This window comes from Methylobacterium sp. CM6257, from assembly GCF_054611515.1.
In genome coordinates this window covers 5,276,831-5,302,309 of sequence record NZ_CM137735.1, presented here as the reverse complement: position 1 = coordinate 5,302,309, position 25,479 = coordinate 5,276,831, and the positions used below count along the sequence as shown (strand labels likewise).

The following is a 25,479-nucleotide window of genomic DNA, read 5'->3' as shown; positions in this document are numbered from 1 at the left end:
GGGATCGTGACCCCTGAGCAACAGCGCGCCTCATTCGCGCCTGTTGTCCGGCTAAGTGGGAACGGCGCATACGGCCAAGCTCGTTCCGTGTGGCACAGTGTTCGCGTTTCTCGGAGTCGGGTGAGGTCGATGGGTGTCCGTCAGGTGAGCCTGCGCGCGCTGGTGGCGCTCGGGCTGGCAGGCCAGGTGGCGGGCTGCGGCAGCATTCCACGCGCGCCCTACACCGCCGAGCAGGCGGCCCTCGCGAGCGTGCCCGGCATCCCCGGGGCGCGGGTCTTCGCCGATGCCTCGGTGGAGACGATCGCGGAACTCGCCGCCAACCCGCAGCGCCGGGCCAAGGGCTTCACTTATCTCGCCCTCTCGGGCGGAGGCGGAGACGGAGCCTACGGGGCCGGCGTGCTCAACGGCTGGACGGCGTCCGGCACGCGCCCGGAATTCACTCTGGTGTCGGGCGTCTCCACGGGCGCTCTCATCGCGCCGTTCGCGTTCCTGGGCTCGGCCTACGACCCCTATCTGACCGAGTTCTACACCAGCGGGGTCGCCGGTGAGCTGGTGGCCTCGCCCAACCTTGCAAACGTGCTGTTCGGCTCAGGCCTGTTCGGCGACGGACGGCTGCGCAATCTGATCGACCGCTACGTGACGCCGGACCTGCTCCGGGCGGTGGCCGAGGAGCACGCCAAGGGGCGCCGCCTTCTCGTCGTAACGACCAACCTCGACTCCCAGCGGGCGGTGATCTGGAACATGGGCGCCATCGCGGCGAGCGGTGCGCCGAATGCGCGGGAGCTGTTCCGCGACGTGCTCGCAGCCTCGGCCAGCATCCCGGCGGTCTTCCCGCCGCAATTCATCGACGTCTCGGCCGGTGACGCGCGCTTCCAGGAGATGCATGTCGACGGCTCGGTGGTTACGCCGGTCTTCACCCTGCCGCAGACGCTGCTGCTGCGCGACGGCCGGATCCGAACCGGCGGCAGGGCCGAAATCTACGTGGTGATCAACGGCCGCCTGGAGCCCGATTTCGAGGTCACGAAGGACAACACGCTCGCCATCGTCGAGCGTTCCTTCACCACGGCGAGCCGGGCCCGCTCGCGCGCCACCCTGACGGCGACCTACGCCTTGGCGCGCAACAACGGCATCGGGTTCAACCTGACCTACATAGACGAGAACGGCCCGAAGGTGCCGGCCGCCAAGGGCTTCGACACCGCCTACATGCGCGCCCTCTACGAGGAGGGTCTGGCGAAGGGCCGCACCGGCACCTTCTGGCAGCACACGGTGCCGGCCGCTCCGACGTTGAAGGAGACCGCGAGCGCGGTCGCCAACTGATCCTTCCGGACCGGCGCCGCGCACCCGGCGGGACGCGCGGCGGTCGGGACGGTTACTTGCCTAGGATCTTCGTGACGAGGCGACCGATCGGCGTCGCGGTGCTGGCGTTCCGGTCGTCGCGGTCGACGGGGCGGTTCTCGTTGCCGAGAATCTTCGTGACGATGCGTCCGATCAGGTTCATGGCTCGGTCCTCGGTTGTTGCGCCAGAACGGCGCAGCTTTCGATTCAACGGGCAAGGTGCAGACCGCGTTCCAACGCGGCCGCGGGCCGTCCGCCTCAGATCTGCATCAGGCGAATATTGTTGGTGTTGCCCACGGTGTGGAAGGGGATGCCGGCGGTCACCACGATGATGTCGTTCGGCTTGGCGAATCCCTCGTCCTGCGCGTGGTGACAGGCCTTCGCGGTCATCTCCTCGTAGGAGTCGACGTCGTCGGTGAGGACGCTGTGTGCCCCCCACAGCAGGCTCAGGCGGCGCGAGGTCGCGAGGTTCGGGGTCAGGGCCAGGATCGAGGCGGCGGGACGCTTGCGTGCCACCCGGGCGGCCGTCGTCCCGCTCGCCGTGTAGGCGACGATGGCAGCGGCACGCACCGCCTCGGCGAGGTCGGCAGTCGCGGTCGCCACGGCGTGCGGCGGCGTCTCCTCCTCGCCAGGCTCCGAGGCCGCCACGATCGAGTGGTAGAGCTTGTGCCCCTCCACGCTCCGGATGATCCGGTCCATCATCGACACCGTCTCCACGGGATAGCGGCCGGTGGCCGATTCCGCCGACAGCATCACGGCATCGGCGCCGTCGTAGATGGCTGTGGCGACGTCCGAGGCCTCGGCGCGGGTCGGCGCCGGCGCGGAAACCATGGAGTCGAGCATCTGGGTCGCCACCACCACCGGCTTCACGGCGAGCCGGCAGGCGCGGATCAGCTCCTTCTGCCGCCCCGGCACGTCCTCGTTGGGGATCTCGACGCCTAGATCGCCGCGGGCGACCATGACCGCGTCGGAGAGCCGGATGATGTCGTCGATCCGCTCCAGCGCCTGCGGCTTCTCGATCTTCGACATGATGCCGGCGCGGTCGCCGATGATCCCCCGGGCCTCGATCACGTCCGAGGGCTTCTGCACGAAGGACAGGGCCACCCAGTCGACGCCGAGATCCAGGCCGAAGGCGAGGTCCGCCCGGTCCTTCTCGGTGAGCGGCGACAGGTCCAGCAGCGTGCCCGGCAGGTTGACGCCCTTGCGGTTCGAGATCGGGCCGCCGGTGACGACCTCGGCGGTCATCTCGGTCCGCTCCGGCCCGACCACCCGCACCCGGACCCGGCCGTCGTCGATGAGGAGCTCCTGGCCCGGTACCACGGCGTCGAAGATCTCCGGATGGTGGAGCGGGATCGCCTGCTTGTCGCCCTCGGAGCCTTCCAGCACAAAGCGGACGGTCTCGCCGGGCTGGAGATCCAGGCGTCCGCCCTGCAGCGTGCCGATCCGGATCTTCGGGCCCTGCAGATCCTGCAGGATCCCGATCGGCCGGCCGACCTCGCGTTCGAGGTCCCGGATCGCCGCGTGGACCTTGGCATGGTCCTCTTGCAGGCCGTGGCTGAAATTGAGCCGGAAGGTGTCGACCCCGGCGAGGAACAGGGCGTGCAGCCGGTCGGGTGCCGAGCTGGCGGGACCCACGGTGGCGACGATCTTGGCGTGGCGGTGACGGCGCATGCGGGTCTCGGCCTCCTGAGGCTGCCTCGGGGTTCGGGCCGGGCGATCGGTCGCGCCGACGCCGGTCACATCGGTACTGGGCCGGGCCAGGGCGAGGGTTCTGGAGGTCGGCCCGGTGCCATTTCGGTGCGTGACCGCGATTCGGCGAGCCCCTATCGGGACACCTCGCGGGCGATCCCGGCAAGCCCGGCATCGTAAACTTCCTTGATGTCGGCAACGGCGTCGGCGTCGCTCACGCCGTCGGCGTCGAACGTCGCGCTCCAGATCACCGTGGATCCGGTGCCGTTCGGAAGGACGGTGAGCGTCGCATTGTAGGCGCGCACCGGCAGGGGACCCTGGATGAAGCTGTAGCTGTAGCTCATCCCGGCCTCGTCGCGGGCGGTCTCCACCTCGACGATCGTCCCCTGGCCGCCCTTCACCACCAAGCCCCGGATCTGCGCCCGGATGCCGTCATCCTCGTCGACGCCTGACAGGATGCAGCGCCCCACCTGCGGGTGCCAGAGCTCGATTGCGCAGAAGCCGCCAATCAGAGCCCAGACGGCCTCCGGAGGCGCCGGGATGTCGCGGCTGCGGGAGACTTCCAGGGCGCAGGCCGGTCCGGCGGCGAGCATCGCCGCGCCGATTGCTGCGAGGGCGGCACGTGGCACGGCGACCTCCGTCGGGCGTCTCCCGAGGGATCTAGGGCGCCCATGGCGGCGCGTCGCGGGCATCAGCCCTGCCTGGAACTCGCCCGGCGCAGCCGGTTATGCAGACGGATGGAAAGGAAAGGATCGCCGGGGATGCGCATGGACGACGGTGAGGCGCGGGAGTGGTCCGCGAAGGGAGGCGGAACGGCGCGCAGGACTATGAAACTCCGCCTGGCCGTCTCTGCCTGCGCGCTCGCGCCGTCGCTCGCCGTCGCGGCGGAGGCGTCCGCGCCCGCAGCACCGCAATCCTTCGAGAGTTGCCGCACCGATCTGATCGCCTGGGCCACGGCGCGGGCAGTGCCGCAGAGCGTCGCGGACGCGCAGCTCGCCGGTCTCACGCCGGATCCCGATGTGCTCGCCGCGACGGGGAGCCAGGGCGAGTTCGTCAGACCGATCTGGGACTACATCGAGGCGAGCGTCACTCCATCCCGGATCGAAGCGGGCCAGCGCAAGCTCGCCGAGCACGCCGACACCCTTGCCGCCATCGAGTCGAAGTATGGTGTCGATCGCCACATCCTCGCGGCGTTCTGGGGCGTCGAGTCCGGTTACGGCGCCGTGCTCGACGATGCGGCCGTGGTGAAGCCGGTTGTGCGCTCCCTCGCGACGCTCAGCTGCGGCGACCCCGCCCGCGCCGGCTACTGGCGCGACGAGCTGACGGCCGCCCTCCAGATCCTGGCCTGGAACGAGGCGCCCGTCGACCGGATGCCCGGCGGCCTGACCGGATCCTGGGCGGGAGCCATGGGCCATACCCAGTTCATGCCCACGGTCTATCACCGCGACGCCGTCGATTTCGACGGTGACGGACGGCGCGACATCTGGACCTCTGTGCCGGACGCGCTCGCCTCCACGGCGAATTACCTGCGCGCCCATGGCTGGAAACCCGGCGAGGGCTGGGGCTACGAGGCGGCGCTGCCGGACGATTTCGACGCCGCCCTCGCCGACGAGACCACTTCGCGCAGCCTCGCCGCGTGGCGGGCGCTGGGCGTGAAGCCAGCCCGGGATCGCCCGGTGCCGGACGAATCCGCCGAGGCGACTCTGATCCTGCCCGCCGGGATCCGCGGTCCCGCTTTCCTGCTCCGGCCGAATTTCGCGGTGATCCTGCGCTACAACACCGCGCTCGCCTACGCGCTGACGGTGGCTCTGCTCTCGGACCGTCTGCACGGCGACCCGGGCCTGATGCACGATTGGCCGCGGGGCGACCGGCCGCTCACCGCCGACGAGCGCCGCGACCTGCAGAACCGGCTGACCGAGCGCGGCTTCGCCACCGGCGGGATCGACGGGAAGATCGGCCCCAAGACCCGGGCGGCATTGCGCGCCTTCCAGGGCTCGCTCGGCCTGCCGCAGGACGGCTACCCGGATGCGGCGCTGCTGGAACGGATCCGGACGGCGCCGTGAGACCGGTTTACGCCAGGAAGGCGGGCTCGTCCCGGGCGAGCACGCGCTTGACGCTCTCCAGGTGCAGCCGCGCGCTCTCGGCGCGACCCGCCGCCTCCTGCGCCGCTACGTGTTTCACGATCGCCTCCGGCACGACCTTGAGGGTGCGCCCTGTGCTCATGGCCAGCACCTGCGCCTGCGCGGCCCGCTCCAGGTAGTACAGGTCGTCCCAGGCCTCCGCGATCGTCTCCCCCATCACCATCACGCCGTGGTTCTTCAGGAACACCACGTCAGCCTCGCCGGCGCTCATGGCGATCCGCTGGCCCTCGCGCGCGTCGAGGGCCAAGCCGTTGTAATCCTCGTCCACAGCGATGCGTCCGTAGAAGCGCAGGGCCGTCTGACCGGCCCAGAGCAGCGGCTCGCCCTCCAGCATGGCGAGTGCGGTGGCGTAGGGCATGTGGGTGTGGAAGGCGGCCCGCGCGTGGGGCTTCAGCCGATGCAGCTCGGCATGGATGTGGAAGGCGGTCGCCTCGGGCTGGCCGTCGCCCTCGATGACGTTGCCGTGGAAATCGCACAGCAGCAGGCTCGAAGCCGTCACCTCCGCGAAGGCGAGACCGTAGGGATTGACCAGGAACAGGTCGGGCCGCTCGGGCAGCACCGCCGAGAAGTGGTTGCAGATGCCTTCCTCGAGGCCGTTGCGCGCGGCCCAGCGCAGGCAGGCGGCGAGGTCGATGCGGGCCCGGCGCACGCTGTCGGCGTTCAAGGGCTCGTTGCTGCGCGCGGGTGGGGTGCCCGGGGCTGTGACGGCGTGCGCCATGCGTGAAGGCCTTCCTGCTCTCTCGGATCGCCGGCCGGGAACTCGGCCAGCGCGGTACTTTAAGGGATCGGGCGCGAACGCGGATCGTCCTTCGTGCAGGCCCTCGGGCGTTCAGGCGCGGCCGTCGGTGACGCCGCCGACGAGGTTGAGCCCGAGCAGGAAGTCGGAGGCGAAATCGGTCCGCACCACCGGCTCGCGCGGCACCGGCTCACGCAGGAACTCGCGCTCCGCCCGCCGGGCGGCGACCGCCTCGGCCACCGATACGCGCCGGAAGGACAGCCTCGTCCCGCCCCGCACCTGCGCAAGCCGCCCGAGATCGGGGCCGATCACCGTGGCGATCTTCGGGTAGCCGCCGGTCGATTGCCGGTCGGCCATCAGGACGATCGGCAGGCCGTTGCCCGGCACCTGGATCGCACCCATGGCGACGCCGTCGGAGACGATGTCGTGCCCCTTGGCATGTGTCAGGGGCGTTCCGTCGAGAAAGCAGGCCATCCGGTCGCCGCGCGGCGAGACGGTCCAGGGGCCGGCGAGGAACGCCGCGACTTGGTCGGCCGCGAAATAATCGTCCTGGGGCCCGAGCACGACCCGAATCTCCCGCGGATCCCGGTCGAGCCAGGGTGAGAGGAGCCGGTGAGGCGAGACCTCGCCCGGCTTGGCATCGGCGAGCGGGAGGTGGTCGCCGGCGGCGAGCCCGCGACCGCCCAGGCCCCCGAGGCCCGAGCGCGTGTGGGTCGCGACCGAGCCGAGGATCGGCGCGAGGTCGAAGCGGCCGCTCACCGCCAGGTAGCCCCATACCCCCGACTCACCCGCCCGCACGGCGAGCGTCTGGCCGGGCTGCAGGGTCAGCGCGACCGTGTCGGGCAGCGCAGCACCGTCCAGCGCGACCCGGAAACCCGGCGCGACCAGAGCCAAGCCGAACGGCCCGCCGTCCGCCGAGGCCGCGATCCCGCCGGTGGAGATCTCAATCGCCGCGGCCTCCAGGGGATTGCCCGCCGCACGGTTCGCGGTGGCGTGCATCAGCGGATCCATCGGTCCCGCGGCCGTGATGCCGTAGCGCAGGTAGCCGTGCCGGCCGCCGTCCTGCAGCGTGACGCCGGGGCCGGCGCCCTCAATGACGAGCGCGCCCATCAGCCGGCCTCCCCGCGCCGGGCCACCGGCTCGCCCGCGGCCTCGCGTGCTGTCAGGGCGTCGAAGGTCGCGGCATCTACCACCTCAAAGCGGATCAGATCCCCCGCGCCGACGAAGAAGCTCGGATCGCGTTCCGGTGCGTAGAGCCGGGCCGGGGTGGCGCCGATGACATACCAGCCGGTGGGCATCGGCACCGTCGCCACCGCGGCCAGACCGCCGCCGATGAGGATGGCGTTGCGCGGGTGCGGGGGGCGGGGGCTCGCCCGCCGGGGCACCGCCAGCGCCTTCGGCAGGCCGCCGAGATACGCGAAGCCCGGCGCAAAGCCGTACATGTAGACCCGGTAGGTCGCTCCGGCATGGGTCGAGACCAGCGCGTCCGGCGAGAGGCCGGTGCGCTCGGCCACCTGCGCGATGTCCTCCCCATGCGGGGCTTCGTAGCAGCAGGGCAGGATCCACGTTGTCGGGGTGGCTGCGCGCGCGGTTGCCTCCGCCACGAGGCTCCGCACCCGGCCGGCGAGCGTGTCGCGATCGAGCAGCAGCGGATCGTAGTGGAGCATCAGGGAGCGGTAGGTCGGGACGCGCTCGCGCAAGCCTTCGGGCGGATCCGCGCCGAGGGCATCGTCCAGTGCCAGCACCCGGTCGCTGATGGCGGGATCGACGGTGGAGCCGAACTCCACCACCAGTGCCGCCTCGCCCGCGTCAAGGAGCCGGGGCTCGTCCGGAACGCCGCTCACGGCCGGAACGGCGCCAGGGTCACCCCCGCCCCCTCCAGCCGCGCCCGCACGGCGCGGGCAGTGGCGACGGCATGGGCCGAATCTCCGTGGACGCAGATCGAGCGGATCGGCGTCGGCAGCGAAGTGCCCGCCGCCGTCACGATCGCGCCCGTCTCGACCATGCGCAGGACCCGGTCCGCGGCGGCCGCGGCCTCCGTGATGAGCGCGCCGGGCTGGCCGCGCGGGATCAGCAGGCCCTCTTCCGTGTAGCCCCGGTCGGCGAAGATCTCCTGGAACACGTCGAGGCCGCAGGCTTCGCCGGCCGGCACCTGGGCGGTGAGCGCGATGGCGAGCAGCGCGAGGTCGCGATCCACCGCCCGGACCGCGCGGGCTATGGCGTCCGCCACCGCGCGCTCCTCGGCGGCGACATTGGCCAGCGCCCCGTGCGCCTTCACGTAGGTGATGCGGTGGCCGGAATTGGCCGCGAGGGCCTGCGCGGCCCCGATCTGATAGGCCACCAGCCGCTCGATCTCGGCTGGGCTGTACGGCATCCGGCGCCGGCCGAACCCCCATAGGTCGGGGAAGCCCGGATGGGCGCCGACCACCACGCGGCGCTCCTTGGCCAGCGCGAAGGTTCGGGCCATGATCTCGGGGTCGCCCGCGTGCAGGCCGCAGGCGACGTTGGCGGAGGTCACGATCCCGAGGATCGCCGCGTCGTCGCCGCAGGCGTAGGCGCCATAGCCCTCACCGAGATCGGAGTTCAGGTCCACGCTCGTCAACGGACTCGCTCCCTTGCAGTGCGTCCCGGATGGACCGCGCCACGCCGCGGCGTCTGGGACACGTCCCGCAATCCGATCTGCGCTCCTTCGCCGCCGCCGTCCAGCGGAAGTCGAGCGCACATCGCCGGTTGCAAGGTCGATGCCCGCCCGATCGAGCCCCCGCGCTACAGATCGGGGACCACGGCCACCGCCGCAGGCCGGCGGACGCGCCGCAGGCGGGACAGGAGCAGGCGCGCCTCGTCGATCAACGGGTGGCGCAGGTACCGAAGGCCGCAGGCCCAGCCGGCGATCCCCAGGGCGATGGCGACGGCGAGGCTCGGCAGCGGCGTCGTGTCGGACCAGCCCCAGGCCGCCATGACCAGGACGGAGGGGAGGATGGCGACGGCCGTCACACCGGCGGCATGCAGGTAGATCGGCACGTAGTCGCGCCCGAACGTGTCGGTCATCCGCTGGAGATGCGGCCAATACAGCCCGACCGCGAGGAGGGCGTCGGCGATCCGCGCCAGACCGGCGCCCCCGAGACCGAAGATGCAGCCGGCCGCGAAGGTGAGGAGGCCGGCGCCGTTGCGGACGATCTCGAGCCGGGCCTGGAGCGCAGTCTGGTCCCGGATGAGGAAGACCTCCCAGGTCATGGTGAGCGAACTCAGGACGAGTGCTGCTATCGACAGGAGGCTGAAAGGCAGGGCGGCGCCGGCCCAGCCGGGCCCGAGCAGGAGCCGGATGATCGGCCCGGCCAGAACGGCCGCGCCCGCGAAGGCCGGCCAGAGCAGCACGGTGATCATGCGCAGCGTCGCGAGATAGCTCGCCCTCAGCGACCGGCCCTGCCGCTGCTGGTTCGCCAGATCCACGAACACGATCCGGGTGATCACGGCGTGGAGGTGGTCCCACATCAGCGTGTTCAGGCTTGCGGCGCGCGAGAACAGGCCGAGGGCGCTGAGCCCGAGCATGCGCCCGAGGATCAGGTCGCTGAGTCGTCCGGCGATCCCGGCGACACCCGCGATGGCGAAGAGCCGGCTGCCGTAGGTCAGGATCTGCTGCCAGCCTGTGAGCCCGACGCGCAGGGAGACGTGCCGGAACCCGAGGCCGTTGGCCGCCAGTGCCGCCGCAATCGCACCGGCGGCCTGCCCGTAGGCCTGACTCATGTAGCTGAAGCCGAGGATCGCCAGGATCAGCATGGCGGCGCTGGCGACGAGCCCGCGCAGCATGTTCACGAGGGCGACCGCCCGGAAATTGCCCTGCCGCTCGATCATCGCGGCAGGCCGGAATTCCAGGGCACTCAACAGGGGCACGACAGTCAGGACCGCCAGCGCGCGCTGAACCTCGGGCTCCCCAAGCAGCAGGCTTCCGAACACGCTGAGCCCGAGGATCAGCACCGCAGTGACCCCTGACAGGATCAGGTTCACGGTGAAGACGCTCGCCAGCAGCGTCGCGTCCACTCGCTCGGCCCGGACGATGTAGCTCGACAGTCCGCAGGAGCGCAGGGTGGACAGCAGCCCCGCCACGGCTGCGGCGAGACTGAAGATGCCCATCTCGTAGGGGCTCAGCAGGCGCGCCAGGGCCAGCGAGGTCCCGAACTGCACCAGGAACAGGCCACCCTGGCACAGGCCCATCCAGGCCAAGCTCCGGCGTTTCGAGAACATGGGGGATGCCGCCCCCTCCGGTCCGTCGCGGAGATCTGCCATGCGAGCCTTCGGGTGAGTGAGCGAGCGCGGAGAGACCGGCTGCGAGAGCGCTCGGACGGTCAGGATGCCTTCCGGGTGTTGTCCCCGGCCGGCCAGCTATCCAATGTGAGCACTTGTCGGCCCGAGACACGCCGCGCCTGCGGGCCAGATCGCGTAGATGAAGTCGTCCGGCCGCCGTCGCATTCAGCGCGATGTCGGCTGGTGCGGCTGGGCGATCAGGGGACGGCCAAGGATGAGGAGTGTCGCGCGCCGCCCGAGCTTCATCACGGGATAGAGGAGGCGCGCGCGGGCGGGACTGCGCAGCACACGCGACAGAACGCGGCCGATGAGGCCGCCGACCTCACTCAGGCTCGACAGCAGCACCAGCGCGTCGGCGCCGTAATAGAACGTGCGGCCGTAGCGGACGACCATCCCGTTGTTCAGGTCGAAGCCCCGACGCGTGATCTCGTCGACTATGGGCCCGCCACGACGGGCGTCCACCAGGGCGACATGGCCCACGGACCGGCGCAGGGCCATCAGGCGCACGTAGTTCGAGCAGAACGGGCATTCGCCGTCGTAGACGACGGTCAGCGCGGCTTCTGTCATGGGGTCAGGTCGATCCTGTGCTCGGCTTCGGAGGCAACCCGGCGGACCGGAACGCCGTCCTGCACGCTGAGGCAGACGGATTCGCGCCGGTAGACGTACGCGACGATGTCGCGCATCGCCAAGCCCTCGAAGTCGGCTGCCAACCGGAGCGGGACGAAGAAATGATGGGGGTAGAGCGCGTAGGGGAAGCGGCCGATCCGGTCGCCGATCGCGCTCACCAGGGCATGATAGCCCCGGACGTAGGCGTCGATCGCGGGTCCGTTGATCTCGGTTTTCGAGAGGTCCTGGCCGTAAATGTCCCGCGTCGTCAGGACCGGAACGTCGCAGGTGAGCGACGCGGTGACCTTGCGGTAGACTTGCGTCCCGCCATTCGGGTTGTCGAGCGCGAAGGCATTCGCCGCGTCCGGCGCCCCGTAAGCCATGTGGGCGAAGGGATAAGAATAGAAGGTGAAGAAGTTCGTCGGGACGTAGTGTCTCCTGCCATCCTTGTCGATAGCCTCGAAGTACATCTTGTTGTTCGCGGCCGTATCGTACCAGCCGAGCCGCGCCTGGGTCATGAAGCTGTTCCCCGACAGGATGAACAGGACCGAGAAGATCCCGACCAGCAGCGGCGGCCGTTCGTAGTGCCGGCTGACGACCACGGCTGCGATGGCCAGGTTCAGCAGGATCCAGGGCGCGAAATTGGCGCCCATGACGACGAGAATGGACAGGTGCATCACGTCGAAGCCGAGGAGCAGGATGAGGAGCCAGCGGCGCGGCATGAGGATGCCGAGCAGGGCCGCACCCTGTCCGAGCAGGATGAAGGCGTTCGTCAGCGGCCCAGCATGGCTGAGGGTTGCCCGCATGCCGTCCACCAGCCAGGGCCAGGACGCGTAGAGGACATGATTGTTGTCCATGCCGACGAGGAACAGCTTGCCGGGATCGTTGTCGAGCAGCCAGGACATCGGCCCGCCATCGAGCGTCACCTTGGCGAGGAAGGAGGAATAGTAGTTGCCGAGGTGAATGCTGATCGCTGCGGCGATCAGCACCTTGGAGAACAGGGCGCCGGCCGAAGCGGCGTCGGCCCGCGCGACGGTGTGCCGGCCGCTGATGCGCCCGGTCAACCTGGCCATCGCGAGCCCGGCCACGAGACAGAAGCTCACCTCCGCCAGCGGCAGCACGTCGATGGTGTGCCCGTGCCAGAGGCCGGTCACCCGGTAGACCGCGTTCTTGCTCCAGACGAGGTAGGTGGCGCTCACAAGGGCGAGCGACGGCCAGCGCAGGCACAGGATTCCGGCCGCGACAGCGGCGATCCAGAGAACCGCGATGGCGGTGACCGCCGCGGTCGCCTTGAACCCCTGCAGGACGACCGGGAAGAGCGGATAGTGCACGAGCGCGTACGCGCCCGTGATCACGCCGACGAGCTGGAGCAGGCGCACGGCGGCGGCGTCCGAGGCCGCATAGCGCGCGCGCGCCATCGCGACGGCGAGCGCCATGGGAAGGACGACGCCATAATAGTTGTTGATCTCGTCGATCGTACGGGAAAGTTTGAGGATGACAAGCAATCCGCCGATCTGTGCCAGCAAGATCAGGTAGGTTCGCGCACGATCCGGAGTGGAGGCCTGCGTCAGTCCGTCAGCCCCGAGCCTGAAGAACTTGTCTCCGCTCGCGCTCAAGGCTGATCTGCTCATCGTCTATCTACTCCGACGGGCTTTTGATGCGGCCGCTACGGCGAAGCGACGACCGGATGAGACCGTGACATCAGGTAGCCAGGACCGCGCACGAGTCGCGAGTCGGAGGCCGGTGCGAGATCTTCGTTCGGCGCGACCGGGGCCTCTGCTCCGCGTTCCGCTCGGCTATGAGGCGGCTTTGCTGCCGTGCCGTTCGAGTGCCTCCTGTTTGATGGATCGAAGCTTGGCATGCCGCCGAAGTCGACAAAGCCGCAAAGTGGGGCAGAGGGGCTACATCTTTCGGCGATACCCGATGCAGTTTTCGCGGCGGAGCCGGATCGTGACCAGCGGCGCGGCTGCGGGTTGGACCAACGAGGCGCGCCGCGCCGCGCAATCGGGAGCCCACCATGACCGAACACAACCCGTCCGGCACGTTCGAGATCGGCGGTGACTTGGCCGTCCATCGGCTCGGCTTCGGGGCCATGCGGATCACGGGCCCGGGGATCTGGGGCCCTCCGGCCGACCGCGGAGCCGCGAAGACAACTCTCGCCCGGGTTCCCGAACTCGGCGTCGACCTCATCGACACCGCCGACAGCTACGGGCCCTTCGTCAGCGAGGATCTGATCCGCGAGGTCCTCCATCCCTATGCGGGGCTCGTCATCGCCACCAAAGGCGGCCTGACACGACATGGTCCCGACATCTGGCGGCCTGTCGGCAATCCGGACTACCTGCGCCAGTGCGTCCTGATGAGCATGCGACGCCTGGGCGTCGATCGGATCGACCTGTGGCAGCTGCACCGGATCGGACCGGACTGCCCGCGCGAAGTCCAGTTCGAGGCCATCGCCAAGCTGCGCGAGGAGGGGCTGATCCGTCATGTCGGCCTCAGCGAGGTCTCTGTCGACGACATCGCGTCGGCGCAGCGGTTCTTCCCCGTGGCGACCGTGCAGAATCAGTACAACCTCGTGGACCGGACCAGCGAGGCGGTGCTCAATTACTGCGAGCAGAACGGCATAGGCTTCATCCCGTGGGCGCCGCTCGCCCGTGGCATCCTGGCTCGCGAGGGCTCTGCCCTGGCGGACATTGCCGCGGAGCATGGTGTGGGTGAGGGCGCGATCGCGCTGGCTTGGCTTCTGAAGCGATCGCCGGTGATGCTGCCCATCCCGGGCACCGGCGATCCGGCGCATCTCGACGATAACATGAAGGGTGCGCGCGTCACGCTCGATGCCGAGGCGTTCGAGCGCCTGGACCGGCAGGGGCGCGAGGCCTGGAAGCAGGCCTCGGCATCGTAGGGGCGGCGCCGTCGGACCGGGCGGAACCGGGCCCTACGCCGGAAGGATGACGGGCCGCCGCACCCCGTCCGCGGCGGTAGCCGGCCTACTCCGGTGCCGCCGCCGCGACTGGCCGAATGGATGACGGTCGGACGGTCGCGGAAAGCCGCCAGAGTGGCGCTCTCGCTGGAAATCGGCCCGAACAGATCGCCGAGCGATCGGCTTGCGTTGCGCACCATCGGGAAAATGAAGGCTGTCTCGAACGGAGGGGCGTCGGGGATGCTAATCATCAAGCAAAGCGCCGGGCGGCTTCTGTCGCACTATCCGGCCCTGCGTTCGTCCATCAAGGAAGCCGTCGAACTCGCCTTCTGGCGGAAGACGCTCTGGAAGGCGAAGGGGCGCTTCTACAACGCGCACCTGATTCCCTTCTACACGACCTTCTTCGGGCTCGATGAGGACTTCTACGCCGGCAAGCGCGTCCTCGACGTGGGCTGCGGTCCCGTGGGCAGCCTGGAATGGGCGACCGGCGCGCTGGAGCGTGTCGGGCTCGACCCGTTGGCCGACTCCTATGTCAAGCTCAACCGCGGCCTCCATAAGATGTCCTACGTCGCGGCGCCGAGCGAGAACATCCCGTTTCCGGACGGCCGTTTCGACATCGTGACCATGTTCAACGCACTCGATCACGTCGAGGACGTCGATCAGACGATCCGTGAACTCGCGCGTGTCTGCGCACCGGGCGGCACGATCCTCCTCATCGTGGAAATCAACCACCCGCCGACCGTGACCGAGCCGCACTGGATCGACATGGACGTGGTCGACAAGTTCCATGGCTTCACGATCGCCCGGCGCGAGGTGTTCGGGATCCGGGACGATCACAATGTCTATGCGAGCTTGGCGGAGCGCCATCCGTTCCCCGGGGCAGACAGGCCGGGGATCCTGTGCGTCCGCCTCACGAAGAAGCTCAGTTGAGACAGCGATCCGGCCGCAGCGGTGCCGCACGTCGAGGCTGAACCTGCCGTCGCGCTGGAGTGTGCTGCCTCATCACAATAACAGCAGGATGCTCCAGGTTTTTGTTGTCGCAGGATGATTTCGGAAATCATGCTCTGAGGCGGCCTGCCGTTCGCGTCGGCGAGATCCCGCCGACGAAGGTCGTGTTGGCGGCCTTACGTTCCGTCAGGATGCGGCGCCGGGCGGCGAACTGGGGCTTCAACAGGGGGCTGCTGTTCATCAGGGCCCCGATCTTCGAGCCTGATGCGAACACCGTCGACTCGAAGGGCTTCAGCATCACAGGATTGGGGGACAGATCTGTCTTCCGCTGATCGCGCCGATCTCGAAGAAATAGGCCCCGTTGTCCGCAGTCGCGGCGACCGGCCGATTGGCCCGGAGAGTTCTTTCCGCGGCCCGCAAGCGCCGGCCGCGACGGCGTCGACCGCGCTGAAGGCCGCGCTGTGCTCCGGCCAATTGTAGAGCAGCGCGACGTCTCCCGGGTGCGGGGCTGCTTCGGCCCGCGCCAAGATGACGTGGATGTAGGAGGGCGTGGATGTCCGTCGGCAGACCGACATCGTCCTCAACGATGTGCGCCTATGGCAGGCCGCGCGCCGGCAGGGCCTCGTAGGCCACCAGATGCGACAGGGCGCAGCCGACTTGCCCCGCGCCCAGCCCGGTCTCCGTCGCGTCGATGGTATCGGCCCCGTCGAAGCCGACGATCTCGAACTCCGCTCGCCAGACCGCAGCCAAATGTTGGCTGATGTAGGCGTATCGTTCGCGGAACAGGAGCAGCGAGATTCCCAAACGCTGCATCAACGGTCTCCAAGCGACGAGGAGGCGCAGAGCTTGCCGGGGCATCGAATCGAGGACAGTCCCGATTTCTGAGGCCCCTACCTCGAATGCGGGAGTTCGGGCTTCCGCAGGCCACCCGGCCGGGCTCAAACCTGCCAAGCAACTCGGGTCGATGGAACGCGGCGCTCAACCGGGTCCGGTCTCCGGATCACCGGCAGGATCGCCGCGAGCAGGAACTGGTGGAGGCCGTGGTTCACGAAGAGCGGACACTCGAAGCAGATGAGGATGCAGAGCTGGGCGAGGAACAGGATCGGCCAGGCCTCCACGTAACCGGAGGAGCGCGCGAAATGGCCGATCACCCGGCGCGCCGTATCGAGGAGCGCGATCACGAAGACCACTAGGCCGACGACCCCGAACGCGACCGCCACGTCGATGAAGTTATTGTGAAAGAACCAGACCTTCTGCTTGGTGGTGAAGTGCAGGTAGGCCGCCGTCGTCAGCGGGCTCTCCCAATAGGCTTTGTATCCAATCCCCACGAATGGCTCGCGCCAGAACTGGTCGATGCCGAACTGCCAGAGCACCGTCCGGCCGGTCAGTGTCGTATCCTTCCCGAGGTCGGAGAGCAGGCTCGCGGACAGATCCGCGCCGTGCAGCGCCGCCACCGTGATCCCGACGCCCACCATCGCGATGGCGATGCCGAGGCAGAAGCCCGTGAGATGCTTCCCCTGCCGCCACGCGAAGATCGCGACCAGCGGTGCCAGTCCCACGGCGCCTGCCACGAGGGCCGTGGCGGAATGGGCCGCAGCGAGGAGCGCCAGGGCCAGGAAAAAGGCCGACGCCGTCAGCAGGCGGTGCCAGCCTTGCAGGAACAGGCAGGCGGCGCAGAGGAGCTGTAGGCTCATCAGCCCGCCGAGGACGTTTTTGTGCGCGTAGATCCCGGCCCAGTCTCCGTTCATGCCGCGGGTCAGGCCCGGCGCGGCGAACGTGAGCACCACCGACAGGATCTGCCCGCACAGGAGAGCCAGAAAGGTGATCCTGACGATGCGGGACAGGCCCATCGTGGTGCGCAGGGCGATGCCGGCCACGATCGTCGCGAGCAGCTGGAACCCGTGATAGGCCGAGATGCCGGGGGTCAGAGACCAAGCCGCCGAGGCCACCGCGAGTGCGGGCCATGCGAGCAGCAGGGGCCGGCTCCCGAAGAGGGTGCTGGCGAGATCGCGTCGGACGACCAGGAAGCAGAACGCCGCAAGATCGCTGCCGATCCATGCGAGCTTGTCGATCCCGGGCAGCTTAATCTGCTCACCCACAACGGGGGCGAGCAGGACCAGGAGGACCCAGGGGAGGGCGGCGCGCCCGAGCTTCGGCATCGCTCCGGCACCGCTCCGGCTGCTGGTTGCGTAGACCGCGCCCCTGGCATGGCTCGCGCTGTACGGCCCGAAACGGGACCAAGCGATCTCCGTCGTGGCCCCGTGGCCGAAGCCCGCTGAATCTCGAGGAAACGCCATCGCGCAGCTCCAGACGTCCTCAAACCGGTGCGACCCTTCTCGACCGCGCAGCCCCTCACGGCGGGACAACGCCGTCTCACACCGCTGTCGTCCGGGACCCTAGGCTGAGCCGTCGGGCATCCGAACTCCGTCAAACGAGGTAGCGACGGCCGCGGGCGCGGGTCAGGGCGGCTCACGCCTGAGCGCAGCCTCGCGGCGCGCAGCCCGGTCTGGTTTCCAGGCTCAAGATTTTGCCAGCTCGGCGGAAACTGCCGGCGCGCCTTCTGAATACGCGATCCAGGGCGAGCGAATTCCGAGCCCTCATTGTCCGTTTCGGAACCGTCGGGCGGAATTGGCAATTAGCCCGACGATAACTCTGGAGGAGCGTTCGATGAAGGTTTCACGTCTGGCAAGCGCGGTTGCGCTTCTGGCTCTTGTCGCTGGTCCCGCTCTCGCGGCGCCGTGCAGCACCGGGACAACCAAGCCCAAATCGCCGGATCAGCAGGCATCCAATCAGAAGAGCTCCGACGTCGACAAGTCGAGCAAGAACCTCGCCGGTGGGCAGCAGCCCGCTTCACCCGGGACGGTGGGCGCCATGAACAATGCCGGCGCCACGCAGACCACGGGCCAGCAGGCGCAGGCGAACACCGGATCCAAGGCGAACAGCACAGATCCGGCTGCGGCAAACCTTGCTGGCGGTCAGCAGCCGGCCTCTCCTGGCACCGTCGGGGCGATGAACAAGGCTGCCGCCGACAGACAGACAGCGCCGGTGAACGACGACGGCTGCTGATCGGCGGCCGTCCCGCACAACAAGGCCTGGGAGCCCGCCTCGTACCGGTCGAGGCGGGCTTCCGCGTTCATTGGATGCGAGATGGCATGGTGGGCGACTCGCGAGCGCTGCACAGGGCAGGAGCGCCCAGACGGGTTCGTGATCCGGCGCGATGGCTCGACCCGGCCTCGCGCCAGGGGACGTCCGAGGGGTGCGCGTTTTTGATCGCACTGCGGCGAAGATCGCATTTTTTGATGCAACGGTTTGTGCGGGTCCGCCGTTTCTCGCTCCAAGCCTGCTGAAATTCCATTTCGAGCAGCGCTGCAGAGCTGTGCCCATTGGCACGATCCCGCCGGTCCGATCGTAGGCGTGCGGCGCGCGATCGAGCGGCGGGCAAGTCTTTTCCGAATCCGGTGGCCACATCGGAAAGCGTAAGAGGCCTCGGGAACGCGACCCGCGTGGTGTTCACGTGAGGTTGCCTCTTTGTGCCAGCTAACATTGTCGCCGAATGCATTTTTGTACAATATCAACCTCTATTAGATCGATAAACGTCGCAAAGCCCAGCTTGCCATGCCAATCCCGCCGCGCTATAGGCGCTGCAACAACTAATTCTTAACCCTCGCCATTGGCCTCACCAGAGGAGCTGAGACCATGCCGGGTCATGCCAACCTTCACAGCGCGAACCCTGCCTTTGCACCGCACCATTGTGGTGAGGGATCGGAGCCTGTGACGGGTGCCCTTGCGGGATCTGTCGAGGCGGCGGAGGCGGTTCTGCCGCCGGCGCCGTTCGTGGCCCGGGGCCTGCGGCTGGACTGGGCGGCCAAGCGCGGGCTCGACATTGCGGTGGCGGCCACGGCGCTGCTCTTGCTGTTGCCGCTGCTGCTGCTGATCGCCGCGCTGGTTTATGCCGGCGACCGCAAGGCGCCGATCTTCCGGCACATGCGGCTGGGCCGGGACGGGCGGCGCTTCGGCTGCCTGAAGTTCCGCTCCATGGTTGTGGACGGCGAGGCGGTGCTGGCCGCCTATCTGCGCGCCAACCCGCAGGCCCGGGCCGAGTGGGAGGCCAGCCACAAGCTCAGCGACGACCCGCGGGTGACGGCCATCGGGCAGGTGCTGCGCAAGACCTCGCTCGATGAGCTGCCGCAGCTGTGGAACGTGCTGCGTGGCGAGATGAGCCTGGTCGGCCCGCGCCCGATCGTGCCCGCCGAGGTGGCCCGCTACGGGCGGGCCTTTGCCACCTGCTTTGCGGTGCCGCCCGGCGTGACGGGCCTGTGGCAGGTCTCGGGCCGCTCCGACACCAGCTATGCCGAGCGCGTGGCGCTGGATCTGGATTATGCCAGCCGCTGGAGCCTGCGCCGGGATCTGGCGATCCTGCTGCGCACCGTCCCGGCCGTCCTCGCCCAGCGCGGAAGCCGCTAGCAAACCCCGCCCCCACCGGACCGCCACGATGGCGCGCGGGGCGGGATCGGTCTACCACCCGGACCTGACCCAGGCGGGTGTGGGGGCGGGCTGCGATGAAGGGGCTGCTGCTGAACGCGCTGCTCGGGCTGGGACTAGGGCGCTTCGGCTCGGTCTGGTGGCTTCTGCTGTTCCTGCCGCTCGTGGCCGCCGAACTGGCCTACGGCGTCTATGTCCACCATCTCGGCCTGAGCGCCGGCTTCGTCCGGCGCGGCGCCGCCCTCCTGGTCTGCGGCCAGCTCGGCTTCCTCCTCGGCGCCCTCATGCGCCCCATGCGCGGCGAAACCTAGGACTGACCCCGCGCCAGAAACCCATCGCATATCTCGAAGCGGCTCGGCTGTCGCAACGGCAGCGGGCGGGACGGCGATGCATCCGCTACGCGACGCCGCGCCGTTCATTCCGCCACGGCGCGGGTGGCGGGACAGACATGGCGCGCGACATCAGCCACGCTGACGCAGGCGCCGGTTCAACGACGATACCTCAAGTCTGGGACGAGCGCGTCAGAGGAGCAGCATGAGCACAGCCCAGTTCGAGAAGGGAGAGCGAACATCATCACGACGGCGGCACGGTTTCGGCCAGAGGCTCTGGGGGCAGTATGGCGCGACCGCGATCCTGATCGTGGTGCTTCTCGTGGTCGTCAGCTGGATCGGCGTGCTGGGCTGGGGCCTCATGTGGCTGCTCGGTGAGGTCAATCTCTAGCGGGTCGAGCCCGTCCACTGCATCGGCGCTGAGCGGTGCCAAACGACAGAGGCGCCAGAACTCGACGAGTCCGGCAATGTAGACAGCGAGTATCACGGCAGCCCAATGCATGGACGTGTACTCTCAGAACTGCCGGCGCATTTACATGCGCGCGAAAGCTTGGCTTTTCTGTTCAGGTCATCTTGCGACCCGATGTGAGTAATATAGATGCGCGCGAGCGTGATGGCAGGGTTGAGGATGCGCTAATTTTGCGCAGATGCCCGCGCATCCGGAGCACGCTCCCCCCGTGACGGGATTGTGACGACCGCCGACGTGCTCGACGGCCAAGATCCACCACATTGTGCGCTTCCAGGCCCATCGGTCGCAGGCTCCGGTTTGCGCCCGCCCGATGCCGGTGTATTCGGCGTCGCGATCGGGTAGATTCGGCAATCGTCGCCGGTGGGAGGAAATGACGTGGGTCGGCGGCGTGTGCTCCTGCTCATCGGGGGACTATTGCTGCTGGCCGTCGGCGGGTTTGCCGCGTCCGAGCCGGGAGAACCTGTGCGCGCCCGCGCACTTCCCCTGCTGGTCGACCTGCGTGCGCGCCTCGAACCGCTTCTTCCAGACCTGCGCGGCAGCCCCGCCACGCCCGTGAGCCTTCCGGTGCCGCGCACGGCTGTCGAGGATGGACGCACCATCGTGCGCCTGTCCGACCGCGAGCGCGACCGGATCGGCCTCGTCACGGAGATTCGGCCGGCGACGCCGCACCGGCAGGAGCTGGCCGCCTACGGCAGCGTGCTTGATCCCGCCCGGATCACCGAACTCGCCAATACCTATGCGGGCGCCGTGGCGGCCCTCCAGACGGCGCAGGCGCGGGTTGAGGTCTCGGCCAGCGCCGCCCGGCGCGCCCGGAACCTCGGCGCCGGGGTCGTGGCCGTCGCCCAGATCGAGACCGCCGAAGGCACCCTTCTGACCGACCGCGCGGCCGTGACGGCGGCCGAATCGCAGGTGCGCACCCTCGCCGCCACGGCGCGGCAGGAATGGGGATCGGTGCTCGGCAAGGCGATCATCGAGCGCGCCACCCTCGTCACGCGGCTCATCGAGCGGGCCGATCTTCTCGTCCAGGTTACCCTGCCGCCCGGAGAGAACCTCCCGGAGCCGCCCCAGGCCGCCTTCGCCGAGGTGCCGCCGCAGAGCGAGCGCGTGGCCTTGCGGCTGATCTCGCCTGCGACCCGCACGGATCCCCGCATCCAGGGGCAGAGCTTCTTCTATTTCGTCTCCGGCGAGAGCGGCCTCCTGCCCGGCACGAGCACGATGGCGTTCCTGCCCGCGGCACAGGCGGTACGGGGTGTCCTCGTGCCCGAGGTTGCCGTCGTACACGGGGAGGGGGGAACCTGGGTGTATCGCGGCACGGGCGACGGCGCCTACGTGCGGCACCCGATCCGGTCGGATGCCCCGATGTCGGCCGATGCCTTCGTGGTCGAGGATCTGCCAGACCGGAGCGAGATCGTGCTCAAGGGCGGGCAAGCCCTGCTCTCCGAGGAGATGAAGAGCCGCATCCGCGTGGTGGGCGACGACGATGACTGAGCCGCTCGGCACCGGCGGTCGCGGCGGCCCTCAGGCAGCGCTCGTCGGGTTCGCGGTCCGGTTGCCGCGGGTGGTGCTGGCGCTGGCCTGCGCCGTCCTGGTTTTCGGTCTCTACGCGCTCGCGGGCGCCCGCTACGACGTGTTCCCGGAATTCGCGCCCCCGACGGTGACGATCCAGACCGAAGCGCCCGGCCTGGATTCGGAGCAGGTCGAGGTGCTGGTCACACAGCCGGTGGAGGTGGCGGTCGGCGGCCTCCCGGGTCTGGAGACCCTGCGCTCCACCTCGATCCAGGGCCTGTCGGTGATCACCGCCGCTTTCAAGCCCGGCAGCGACGTCGACCGGGTGCGTCAGCGGGTCAACGAGCGTCTTGCGGCACTGTCCGGCCGCATGCCCGACGGGGTTGCAGCGCCGGCCATGACGCCGCTCACCTCCTCGACCCTTACGGTGCTCCTCGTCGGGCTCACTTCCGAGACCCGCGACGCCATGGATCTGCGCCGGGTGGCGGAGTGGACCGTGCGGCGGCGCCTGCAGGCGGTGCCGGGCATCGCACAGGTGTCGATCTACGGGGGCGCGGTGCAGGCGCTGCAGGTTCAGGTCCGTCCCGATGATCTGATCCGCTTCCAGATCGGCCTTAACGACGTGCTGGCGGCGGCCCGGAAGGCCACCGGCGTGCGGGGTGCCGGCTTCGTCGACACACCGAACCAGCGCGTGCTTCTGCGGACCGAGGGGCAGTCGCTCACGCCCGAGGCGCTGGGACGGACGGTCCTCCACAACGATGGCGGGGCCAGCGTGGTGCTCTCGGACGTGGCGACGGTCACGGCCGCCCCCGAGCCCGCGATCAGCGCAGCCCTGGTGGACGGAAAGCCCGGCGTGCTGCTGATGGTCGGCGCCCAGGTCGGGGTCGACACCCGTGCGGTGACGGCGCGCCTGGAGGCCGCCCTGAACGAGCTGCGCCCGGTCCTGGAGCGCGAGCGCGTGAGCCTGCGCACCGACCTGTTCCGGCCGGCGAACTTCGTAGATGTCGCCACCGGCAACGTCATCCAGGCTCTGGCCCTGGGCGGGGTGCTGGTGGTGGTGGTGCTCCTCGTCTTCCTGGCGGATTGGCGGGCCGCGCTGATCAGCGCCACGGCGATCCCGCTCTCGCTGATCGCCGCGGCTCTCGCCCTGCAGGCCTGGGGCGAGAGCCTCAACACGATGACGCTGGGCGGCCTGGCGCTCGCCATCGGCGAGGTGGTCGATGACGCGGTGATCGGCGTCGAGAACGTCTCCCGCCGTCTGCGGGAGGCGCGGGGCGGGAAAAGCGCTGCCGCCAGGGTGGTGCTCGCTGCGATGCTCGAGGTGCGCACCTCCGTCGCCTATGCGACGCTGGCCGTGCTCCTGATGTTCCTGCCGGTCCTCGCTTTGACGGGGGTGGCCGGACGCCTGTTCGGGCCCCTGGCGCTCGCCTACATCGCCGCCGTGGTCGCCTCGCTCCTCGTGGCACTGACCGTCACGCCGGCACTGGCGCTGCTGCTGCTCGGCGGCCGGACGGCGCCGGCGGATGCCGCGCCCGTCCGTGATCCCCCTGTCGTGCGCTGGAGCCGCGCGGCTTATCTCGGGCTGCTCGCAGGAATCGGCCGGGTGCCGCGGGTCGCCATGGCCGGGAGCCTGCTGGTGACGCTCGCCGGGGCCGCGATCCTCCCGACCCTGGGCGCAGTCTTCCTCCCCGACCTCAAGGAGGGCCACATGATCCTCCACATGGTGGCGGTCCCCGGCACCTCCCTGCAGGAATCCCAGCGGCTCGGCGGATTGATCACCGGCGACCTGAAGGGCATCCCGGGGGTGCGGGCGGTGGCCTCGCAGATCGGCCGGGCCGAGGCCGCGGAAGATACGGCGGGCCCGCATTACAGCGAGATCCATATCGATCTGGAGCCCGGTCTCGACGGGGCCGCCCAGCGCTCCGTGGAGACGGCGATCCGGGAGCTGATCGCCGGCTTTCCCGGCGCGGCCTTCTCGCTCAAGACCTTCCTCACCGAACGGATCGAGGAGACGGTATCGGGATTCACCGCGCCCGTGGTGGTCAACGTGGTCGGCAGCGACCTCGACCGGATCGAGGCCGCAGCCCGCTCGGTCGCCCAGGAACTCTCGGAGGTGAAGGGTGCCCGGGACATCCAGCAGGCGTCGCCGGCCGGGCTGCCGCAGGTCACCGTCGCCTTGCGCCCAGTGGACCTGCGGCATTGGGGACTCGATCCCGTGGAGGTGCTGGAGGCGGTACGCACCGCCTACCAGGGCGACGTGGTCGGCCAGACCTACCGCGGCAATACGATGTTCAACGTCCTGGTCATCCTGGACGAGCGGGTGCGGAATCGCCTCAGCGCCGTGGGCGACCTACCCCTGCGGACACCCGGCGGGCGATACGTGCGCCTGTCGCAGGTCGCCGAAGTTTACGAGAGCGCTGGTCGCTATCAGGTGCAGCACCTGGGCGCCCAACGGGTACAGGCCGTGACCGCCAATGTCGTCGGGCGCGATGTGGCGAGCTTCGTGGCCGCGGCCAAGCGCAAGGTCGCCCGCGAGGTGCGGCTGCCGGAGGGTGTCTACGTCACCTTCTCAGGGGCCGCGGAGGCGCAGGCGGCGGCCCGGCGCGACCTCCTGGTCCATGCAGGCCTCGCCGGCTTCGGTATCGTGGTGCTGCTCGCCATCGTCACCGGTTCCGCGGCGAACTTGCTGCTGGTTCTGGTCAACCTGCCCTTCGCCTTCGTGGGCGGCGTGTCAGCGGCGGCTCTCACCGGGGGGGTGCTGTCGCTCGGCTCGATCGTGGGCTTCGTGACGCTGTCGGGCATCTCGCTTCGCAACAGCGTGATGATGATCGCCCATTACGAGCAGATGGTGACGCGGGACGGGCGCCCCTGGGATGCAGCCACCGCCGCCGAGGGCGCAGCCGACCGGATGGTGCCGATCCTGATGACCTCTCTGGTCACCGGTCTCGGCCTTCTGCCGCTGGCGCTCGGCGCCGGGGAACCCGGGCGCGAGATCGAGGGCCCGATGGCGCTCGTCATCCTCGGGGGCCTCGTCACCTCGACGGTGCTCAACCTGCTGATCCTGCCGGTTCTGGCCTTGCGCTACGCGCGATTCCGCCAGCAGGAGCCGGAGGACCGGACGCTGACGCCGGTCCGGTCCTGAGAACTATGGGGCCGGAGCTTCGCCGATGCGCGGGCTCCCGGCCTACCACCAGCTTGCACGGGCCTCGGGAGCGGGGCGCCGACCGGGCGCGCCGGGCCGCAGGGACCGGTCGAGGGTGGCCAGCACCCGGCGCACCGCCTCCTCGTAATTCGCCGTGACGGGATCGCGCGGCCGAGCGAGCCCAATCTCGACGGTCTCGTCGAGGCGCCCGGGCCGGGGGCGCATCACCACCACCCGGTCGGCGAGGGCCACGGCCTCGCCGACATCGTGCGTGACGATCAGGATCGTCGGCCTCCACTCGTCCCAGAGGTCCAGGAGCTGGTCGTGAAGCCCCTTCCGGGTGAAGGCGTCGAGGGCCGAGAAGGGCTCGTCCAGCAGCAGCACCCGAGGCTGTGCCACGAAGGCTCGGGCGATCGCGACCCGCTGCTGCTGGCCGCCGGACAGCTCCCGCGGCCAGCGGGCGCCATGCTCCGCGAGGCCGATCCGCTCGAGGGCGCGGGTGATTCGTGCCCGGCGCTCGGCGCGGGAAAGGCCCGCGAGACCGAATCCGACATTGCTCGCCACGTCGAGCCAGGGCAGGAGACGCGGCTCCTGAAAGACGACACCGACGCTGGGATGCGGCTCGCGTATCGTCTCGCCGTCGACCTGGACGGCCCCGCAACTGGCATGGTCGAGCCCCGCGATCAGCCGGAGCAGCGTCGTCTTCCCGCAGCCCGACCCGCCGATCAGCGCGACGATCTCGCCCGGCTTCACCGAGAGGCCGATACCCGACAGTGCCTGCGTGCCGTCCGCATAGGTCTTCGAAAGGTCGTCGACGATCAGCACGGAGGTCTCTTGCAGAAGCGGCGCGTGAGGTTCAACGGGCGGAGCCGTCCCG

General features: G+C 69.4%; 24 protein-coding genes. 10 read left to right on the top strand and 14 right to left on the bottom strand.

Annotated elements, in window-relative coordinates; all coding sequences use genetic code 11:
* The first annotated feature begins 129 nt into the window (after nucleotides 1-129).
* The gene (locus tag ACYCO6_RS25845; RefSeq protein ID WP_459764634.1) at nucleotides 130-1,317 is read left to right on the top strand and encodes a patatin-like phospholipase family protein; all 1,188 of its coding nucleotides are present in this window, start codon (nucleotides 130-132) and stop codon (nucleotides 1,315-1,317) included.
* Between the two features lie 52 nt (nucleotides 1,318-1,369).
* Here the strand turns inward: ACYCO6_RS25845 and ACYCO6_RS25840 are convergent, their stop codons facing one another.
* The 3 genes from ACYCO6_RS25840 to ACYCO6_RS25830 form a co-directional block, all read right to left on the bottom strand.
* Nucleotides 1,370-1,498, bottom strand: a complete 129-nt coding sequence (locus tag ACYCO6_RS25840; RefSeq protein ID WP_459764632.1) for a TFIIS helical bundle-like domain containing protein — start codon at nucleotides 1,496-1,498, stop codon at nucleotides 1,370-1,372.
* A 95-nt stretch (nucleotides 1,499-1,593) separates the two neighbouring features.
* Nucleotides 1,594-3,006, bottom strand: coding sequence for a pyruvate kinase (pyk, locus tag ACYCO6_RS25835; protein ID WP_459764630.1), 1,413 nt, complete (start codon nucleotides 3,004-3,006; stop codon nucleotides 1,594-1,596).
* A gap of 152 nt (nucleotides 3,007-3,158) precedes the next feature.
* A complete protein-coding gene (locus ACYCO6_RS25830; RefSeq protein ID WP_459764628.1) occupies nucleotides 3,159-3,653 on the bottom strand; it encodes an SRPBCC family protein in 495 nt (164 codons plus the stop codon).
* A gap of 138 nt (nucleotides 3,654-3,791) precedes the next feature.
* Here ACYCO6_RS25830 and ACYCO6_RS25825 point away from each other — a divergent pair, with 138 nt between their 5' ends.
* Nucleotides 3,792-5,087 (top strand): lytic murein transglycosylase, encoded by a 1,296-nt coding sequence (locus tag ACYCO6_RS25825; protein WP_459773730.1) that lies wholly within the window; start codon nucleotides 3,792-3,794, stop codon nucleotides 5,085-5,087.
* Nucleotides 5,088-5,094: 7 nt separating this feature from the next.
* On the opposite strand, the gene ACYCO6_RS25820 is transcribed toward ACYCO6_RS25825, so the two are convergent.
* The 7 genes from ACYCO6_RS25820 to ACYCO6_RS25790 all read right to left on the bottom strand — a co-directional run bounded on the left by ACYCO6_RS25820 (nucleotide 5,095) and on the right by ACYCO6_RS25790 (nucleotide 12,440).
* Nucleotides 5,095-5,883, bottom strand: a complete 789-nt coding sequence (locus ACYCO6_RS25820; RefSeq protein ID WP_459764626.1) for an aldolase — start codon at nucleotides 5,881-5,883, stop codon at nucleotides 5,095-5,097.
* A 111-nt stretch (nucleotides 5,884-5,994) separates the two neighbouring features.
* Complete coding sequence (locus ACYCO6_RS25815) at nucleotides 5,995-7,011, bottom strand: 5-oxoprolinase subunit C family protein (protein WP_459764624.1); 1,017 nt, start codon at nucleotides 7,009-7,011, stop codon at nucleotides 5,995-5,997.
* Nucleotides 7,011-7,745 carry a 5-oxoprolinase subunit B family protein gene (locus tag ACYCO6_RS25810; RefSeq protein WP_459764622.1) on the bottom strand — a complete coding sequence of 245 codons (735 nt, stop codon included), beginning with the start codon at nucleotides 7,743-7,745 and terminating at the stop codon, nucleotides 7,011-7,013. Before ACYCO6_RS25810 ends, ACYCO6_RS25815 begins: the two co-directional genes overlap by 1 nt.
* The gene (locus tag ACYCO6_RS25805) at nucleotides 7,742-8,503 is read right to left on the bottom strand and encodes a LamB/YcsF family protein (protein ID WP_459764620.1); all 762 of its coding nucleotides are present in this window, start codon (nucleotides 8,501-8,503) and stop codon (nucleotides 7,742-7,744) included. Before ACYCO6_RS25805 ends, ACYCO6_RS25810 begins: the two co-directional genes overlap by 4 nt.
* 164 nt (nucleotides 8,504-8,667) lie before the next feature.
* Nucleotides 8,668-10,185: an oligosaccharide flippase family protein gene (locus ACYCO6_RS25800; RefSeq protein ID WP_459764618.1), complete on the bottom strand. Its 1,518-nt coding sequence runs from the start codon at nucleotides 10,183-10,185 to the stop codon at nucleotides 8,668-8,670.
* A 183-nt stretch (nucleotides 10,186-10,368) separates the two neighbouring features.
* Complete coding sequence (locus ACYCO6_RS25795; RefSeq protein WP_459764616.1) at nucleotides 10,369-10,770, bottom strand: DCC1-like thiol-disulfide oxidoreductase family protein; 402 nt, start codon at nucleotides 10,768-10,770, stop codon at nucleotides 10,369-10,371.
* Nucleotides 10,767-12,440, bottom strand: coding sequence for a hypothetical protein (locus ACYCO6_RS25790; RefSeq protein WP_459764614.1), 1,674 nt, complete (start codon nucleotides 12,438-12,440; stop codon nucleotides 10,767-10,769). The genes ACYCO6_RS25795 and ACYCO6_RS25790 overlap by 4 nt, the downstream gene beginning before the upstream one ends.
* A gap of 386 nt (nucleotides 12,441-12,826) precedes the next feature.
* Between ACYCO6_RS25790 and ACYCO6_RS25785 the strand changes: the two genes are divergently transcribed.
* Both ACYCO6_RS25785 and ACYCO6_RS25780 read left to right on the top strand, forming a co-directional pair.
* The gene (locus ACYCO6_RS25785; protein WP_459764612.1) at nucleotides 12,827-13,708 is read left to right on the top strand and encodes an aldo/keto reductase; all 882 of its coding nucleotides are present in this window, start codon (nucleotides 12,827-12,829) and stop codon (nucleotides 13,706-13,708) included.
* Nucleotides 13,709-13,966: 258 nt separating this feature from the next.
* Nucleotides 13,967-14,656, top strand: coding sequence for a class I SAM-dependent methyltransferase (locus ACYCO6_RS25780; RefSeq protein WP_459764610.1), 690 nt, complete (start codon nucleotides 13,967-13,969; stop codon nucleotides 14,654-14,656).
* 127 nt (nucleotides 14,657-14,783) lie between these two features.
* On the opposite strand, the gene ACYCO6_RS25775 is transcribed toward ACYCO6_RS25780, so the two are convergent.
* The 3 genes from ACYCO6_RS25775 to ACYCO6_RS25765 all read right to left on the bottom strand — a co-directional run bounded on the left by ACYCO6_RS25775 (nucleotide 14,784) and on the right by ACYCO6_RS25765 (nucleotide 16,971).
* Entirely contained in the window at nucleotides 14,784-14,972 is a 189-nt protein-coding gene (locus ACYCO6_RS25775) for a hypothetical protein (protein ID WP_459764608.1), read from the bottom strand.
* 296 nt (nucleotides 14,973-15,268) lie between these two features.
* Entirely contained in the window at nucleotides 15,269-15,487 is a 219-nt protein-coding gene (locus tag ACYCO6_RS25770; protein WP_459764606.1) for a hypothetical protein, read from the bottom strand.
* 125 nt (nucleotides 15,488-15,612) lie between these two features.
* The gene (locus tag ACYCO6_RS25765) at nucleotides 15,613-16,971 is read right to left on the bottom strand and encodes an O-antigen ligase family protein (protein WP_459764604.1); all 1,359 of its coding nucleotides are present in this window, start codon (nucleotides 16,969-16,971) and stop codon (nucleotides 15,613-15,615) included.
* 370 nt (nucleotides 16,972-17,341) lie between these two features.
* On the opposite strand from ACYCO6_RS25765, the gene ACYCO6_RS25760 reads away from it, so the two are divergent.
* From ACYCO6_RS25760 to ACYCO6_RS25735, 6 genes are all read left to right on the top strand, one after another.
* Nucleotides 17,342-17,740: an exopolysaccharide production protein YjbE gene (locus ACYCO6_RS25760; protein WP_459764602.1), complete on the top strand. Its 399-nt coding sequence runs from the start codon at nucleotides 17,342-17,344 to the stop codon at nucleotides 17,738-17,740.
* A gap of 705 nt (nucleotides 17,741-18,445) precedes the next feature.
* The gene (locus ACYCO6_RS25755) at nucleotides 18,446-19,138 is read left to right on the top strand and encodes a sugar transferase (RefSeq protein WP_459764600.1); all 693 of its coding nucleotides are present in this window, start codon (nucleotides 18,446-18,448) and stop codon (nucleotides 19,136-19,138) included.
* A 95-nt stretch (nucleotides 19,139-19,233) separates the two neighbouring features.
* The gene (locus ACYCO6_RS25750; RefSeq protein WP_459764598.1) at nucleotides 19,234-19,467 is read left to right on the top strand and encodes a hypothetical protein; all 234 of its coding nucleotides are present in this window, start codon (nucleotides 19,234-19,236) and stop codon (nucleotides 19,465-19,467) included.
* Nucleotides 19,468-19,690: 223 nt separating this feature from the next.
* Nucleotides 19,691-19,876, top strand: coding sequence for a hypothetical protein (locus tag ACYCO6_RS25745; protein ID WP_459764596.1), 186 nt, complete (start codon nucleotides 19,691-19,693; stop codon nucleotides 19,874-19,876).
* 453 nt (nucleotides 19,877-20,329) lie between these two features.
* The gene (locus tag ACYCO6_RS25740) at nucleotides 20,330-21,442 is read left to right on the top strand and encodes an efflux RND transporter periplasmic adaptor subunit (protein WP_459764594.1); all 1,113 of its coding nucleotides are present in this window, start codon (nucleotides 20,330-20,332) and stop codon (nucleotides 21,440-21,442) included.
* Nucleotides 21,435-24,602 carry an efflux RND transporter permease subunit gene (locus ACYCO6_RS25735; RefSeq protein ID WP_459764592.1) on the top strand — a complete coding sequence of 1,056 codons (3,168 nt, stop codon included), beginning with the start codon at nucleotides 21,435-21,437 and terminating at the stop codon, nucleotides 24,600-24,602. The genes ACYCO6_RS25740 and ACYCO6_RS25735 overlap by 8 nt, the downstream gene beginning before the upstream one ends.
* Before the next feature lie 42 nt (nucleotides 24,603-24,644).
* On the opposite strand, the gene ACYCO6_RS25730 is transcribed toward ACYCO6_RS25735, so the two are convergent.
* Complete coding sequence (locus ACYCO6_RS25730; RefSeq protein ID WP_459764589.1) at nucleotides 24,645-25,427, bottom strand: ABC transporter ATP-binding protein; 783 nt, start codon at nucleotides 25,425-25,427, stop codon at nucleotides 24,645-24,647.
* Between the last annotated feature and the right edge of the window lie 52 nt (nucleotides 25,428-25,479).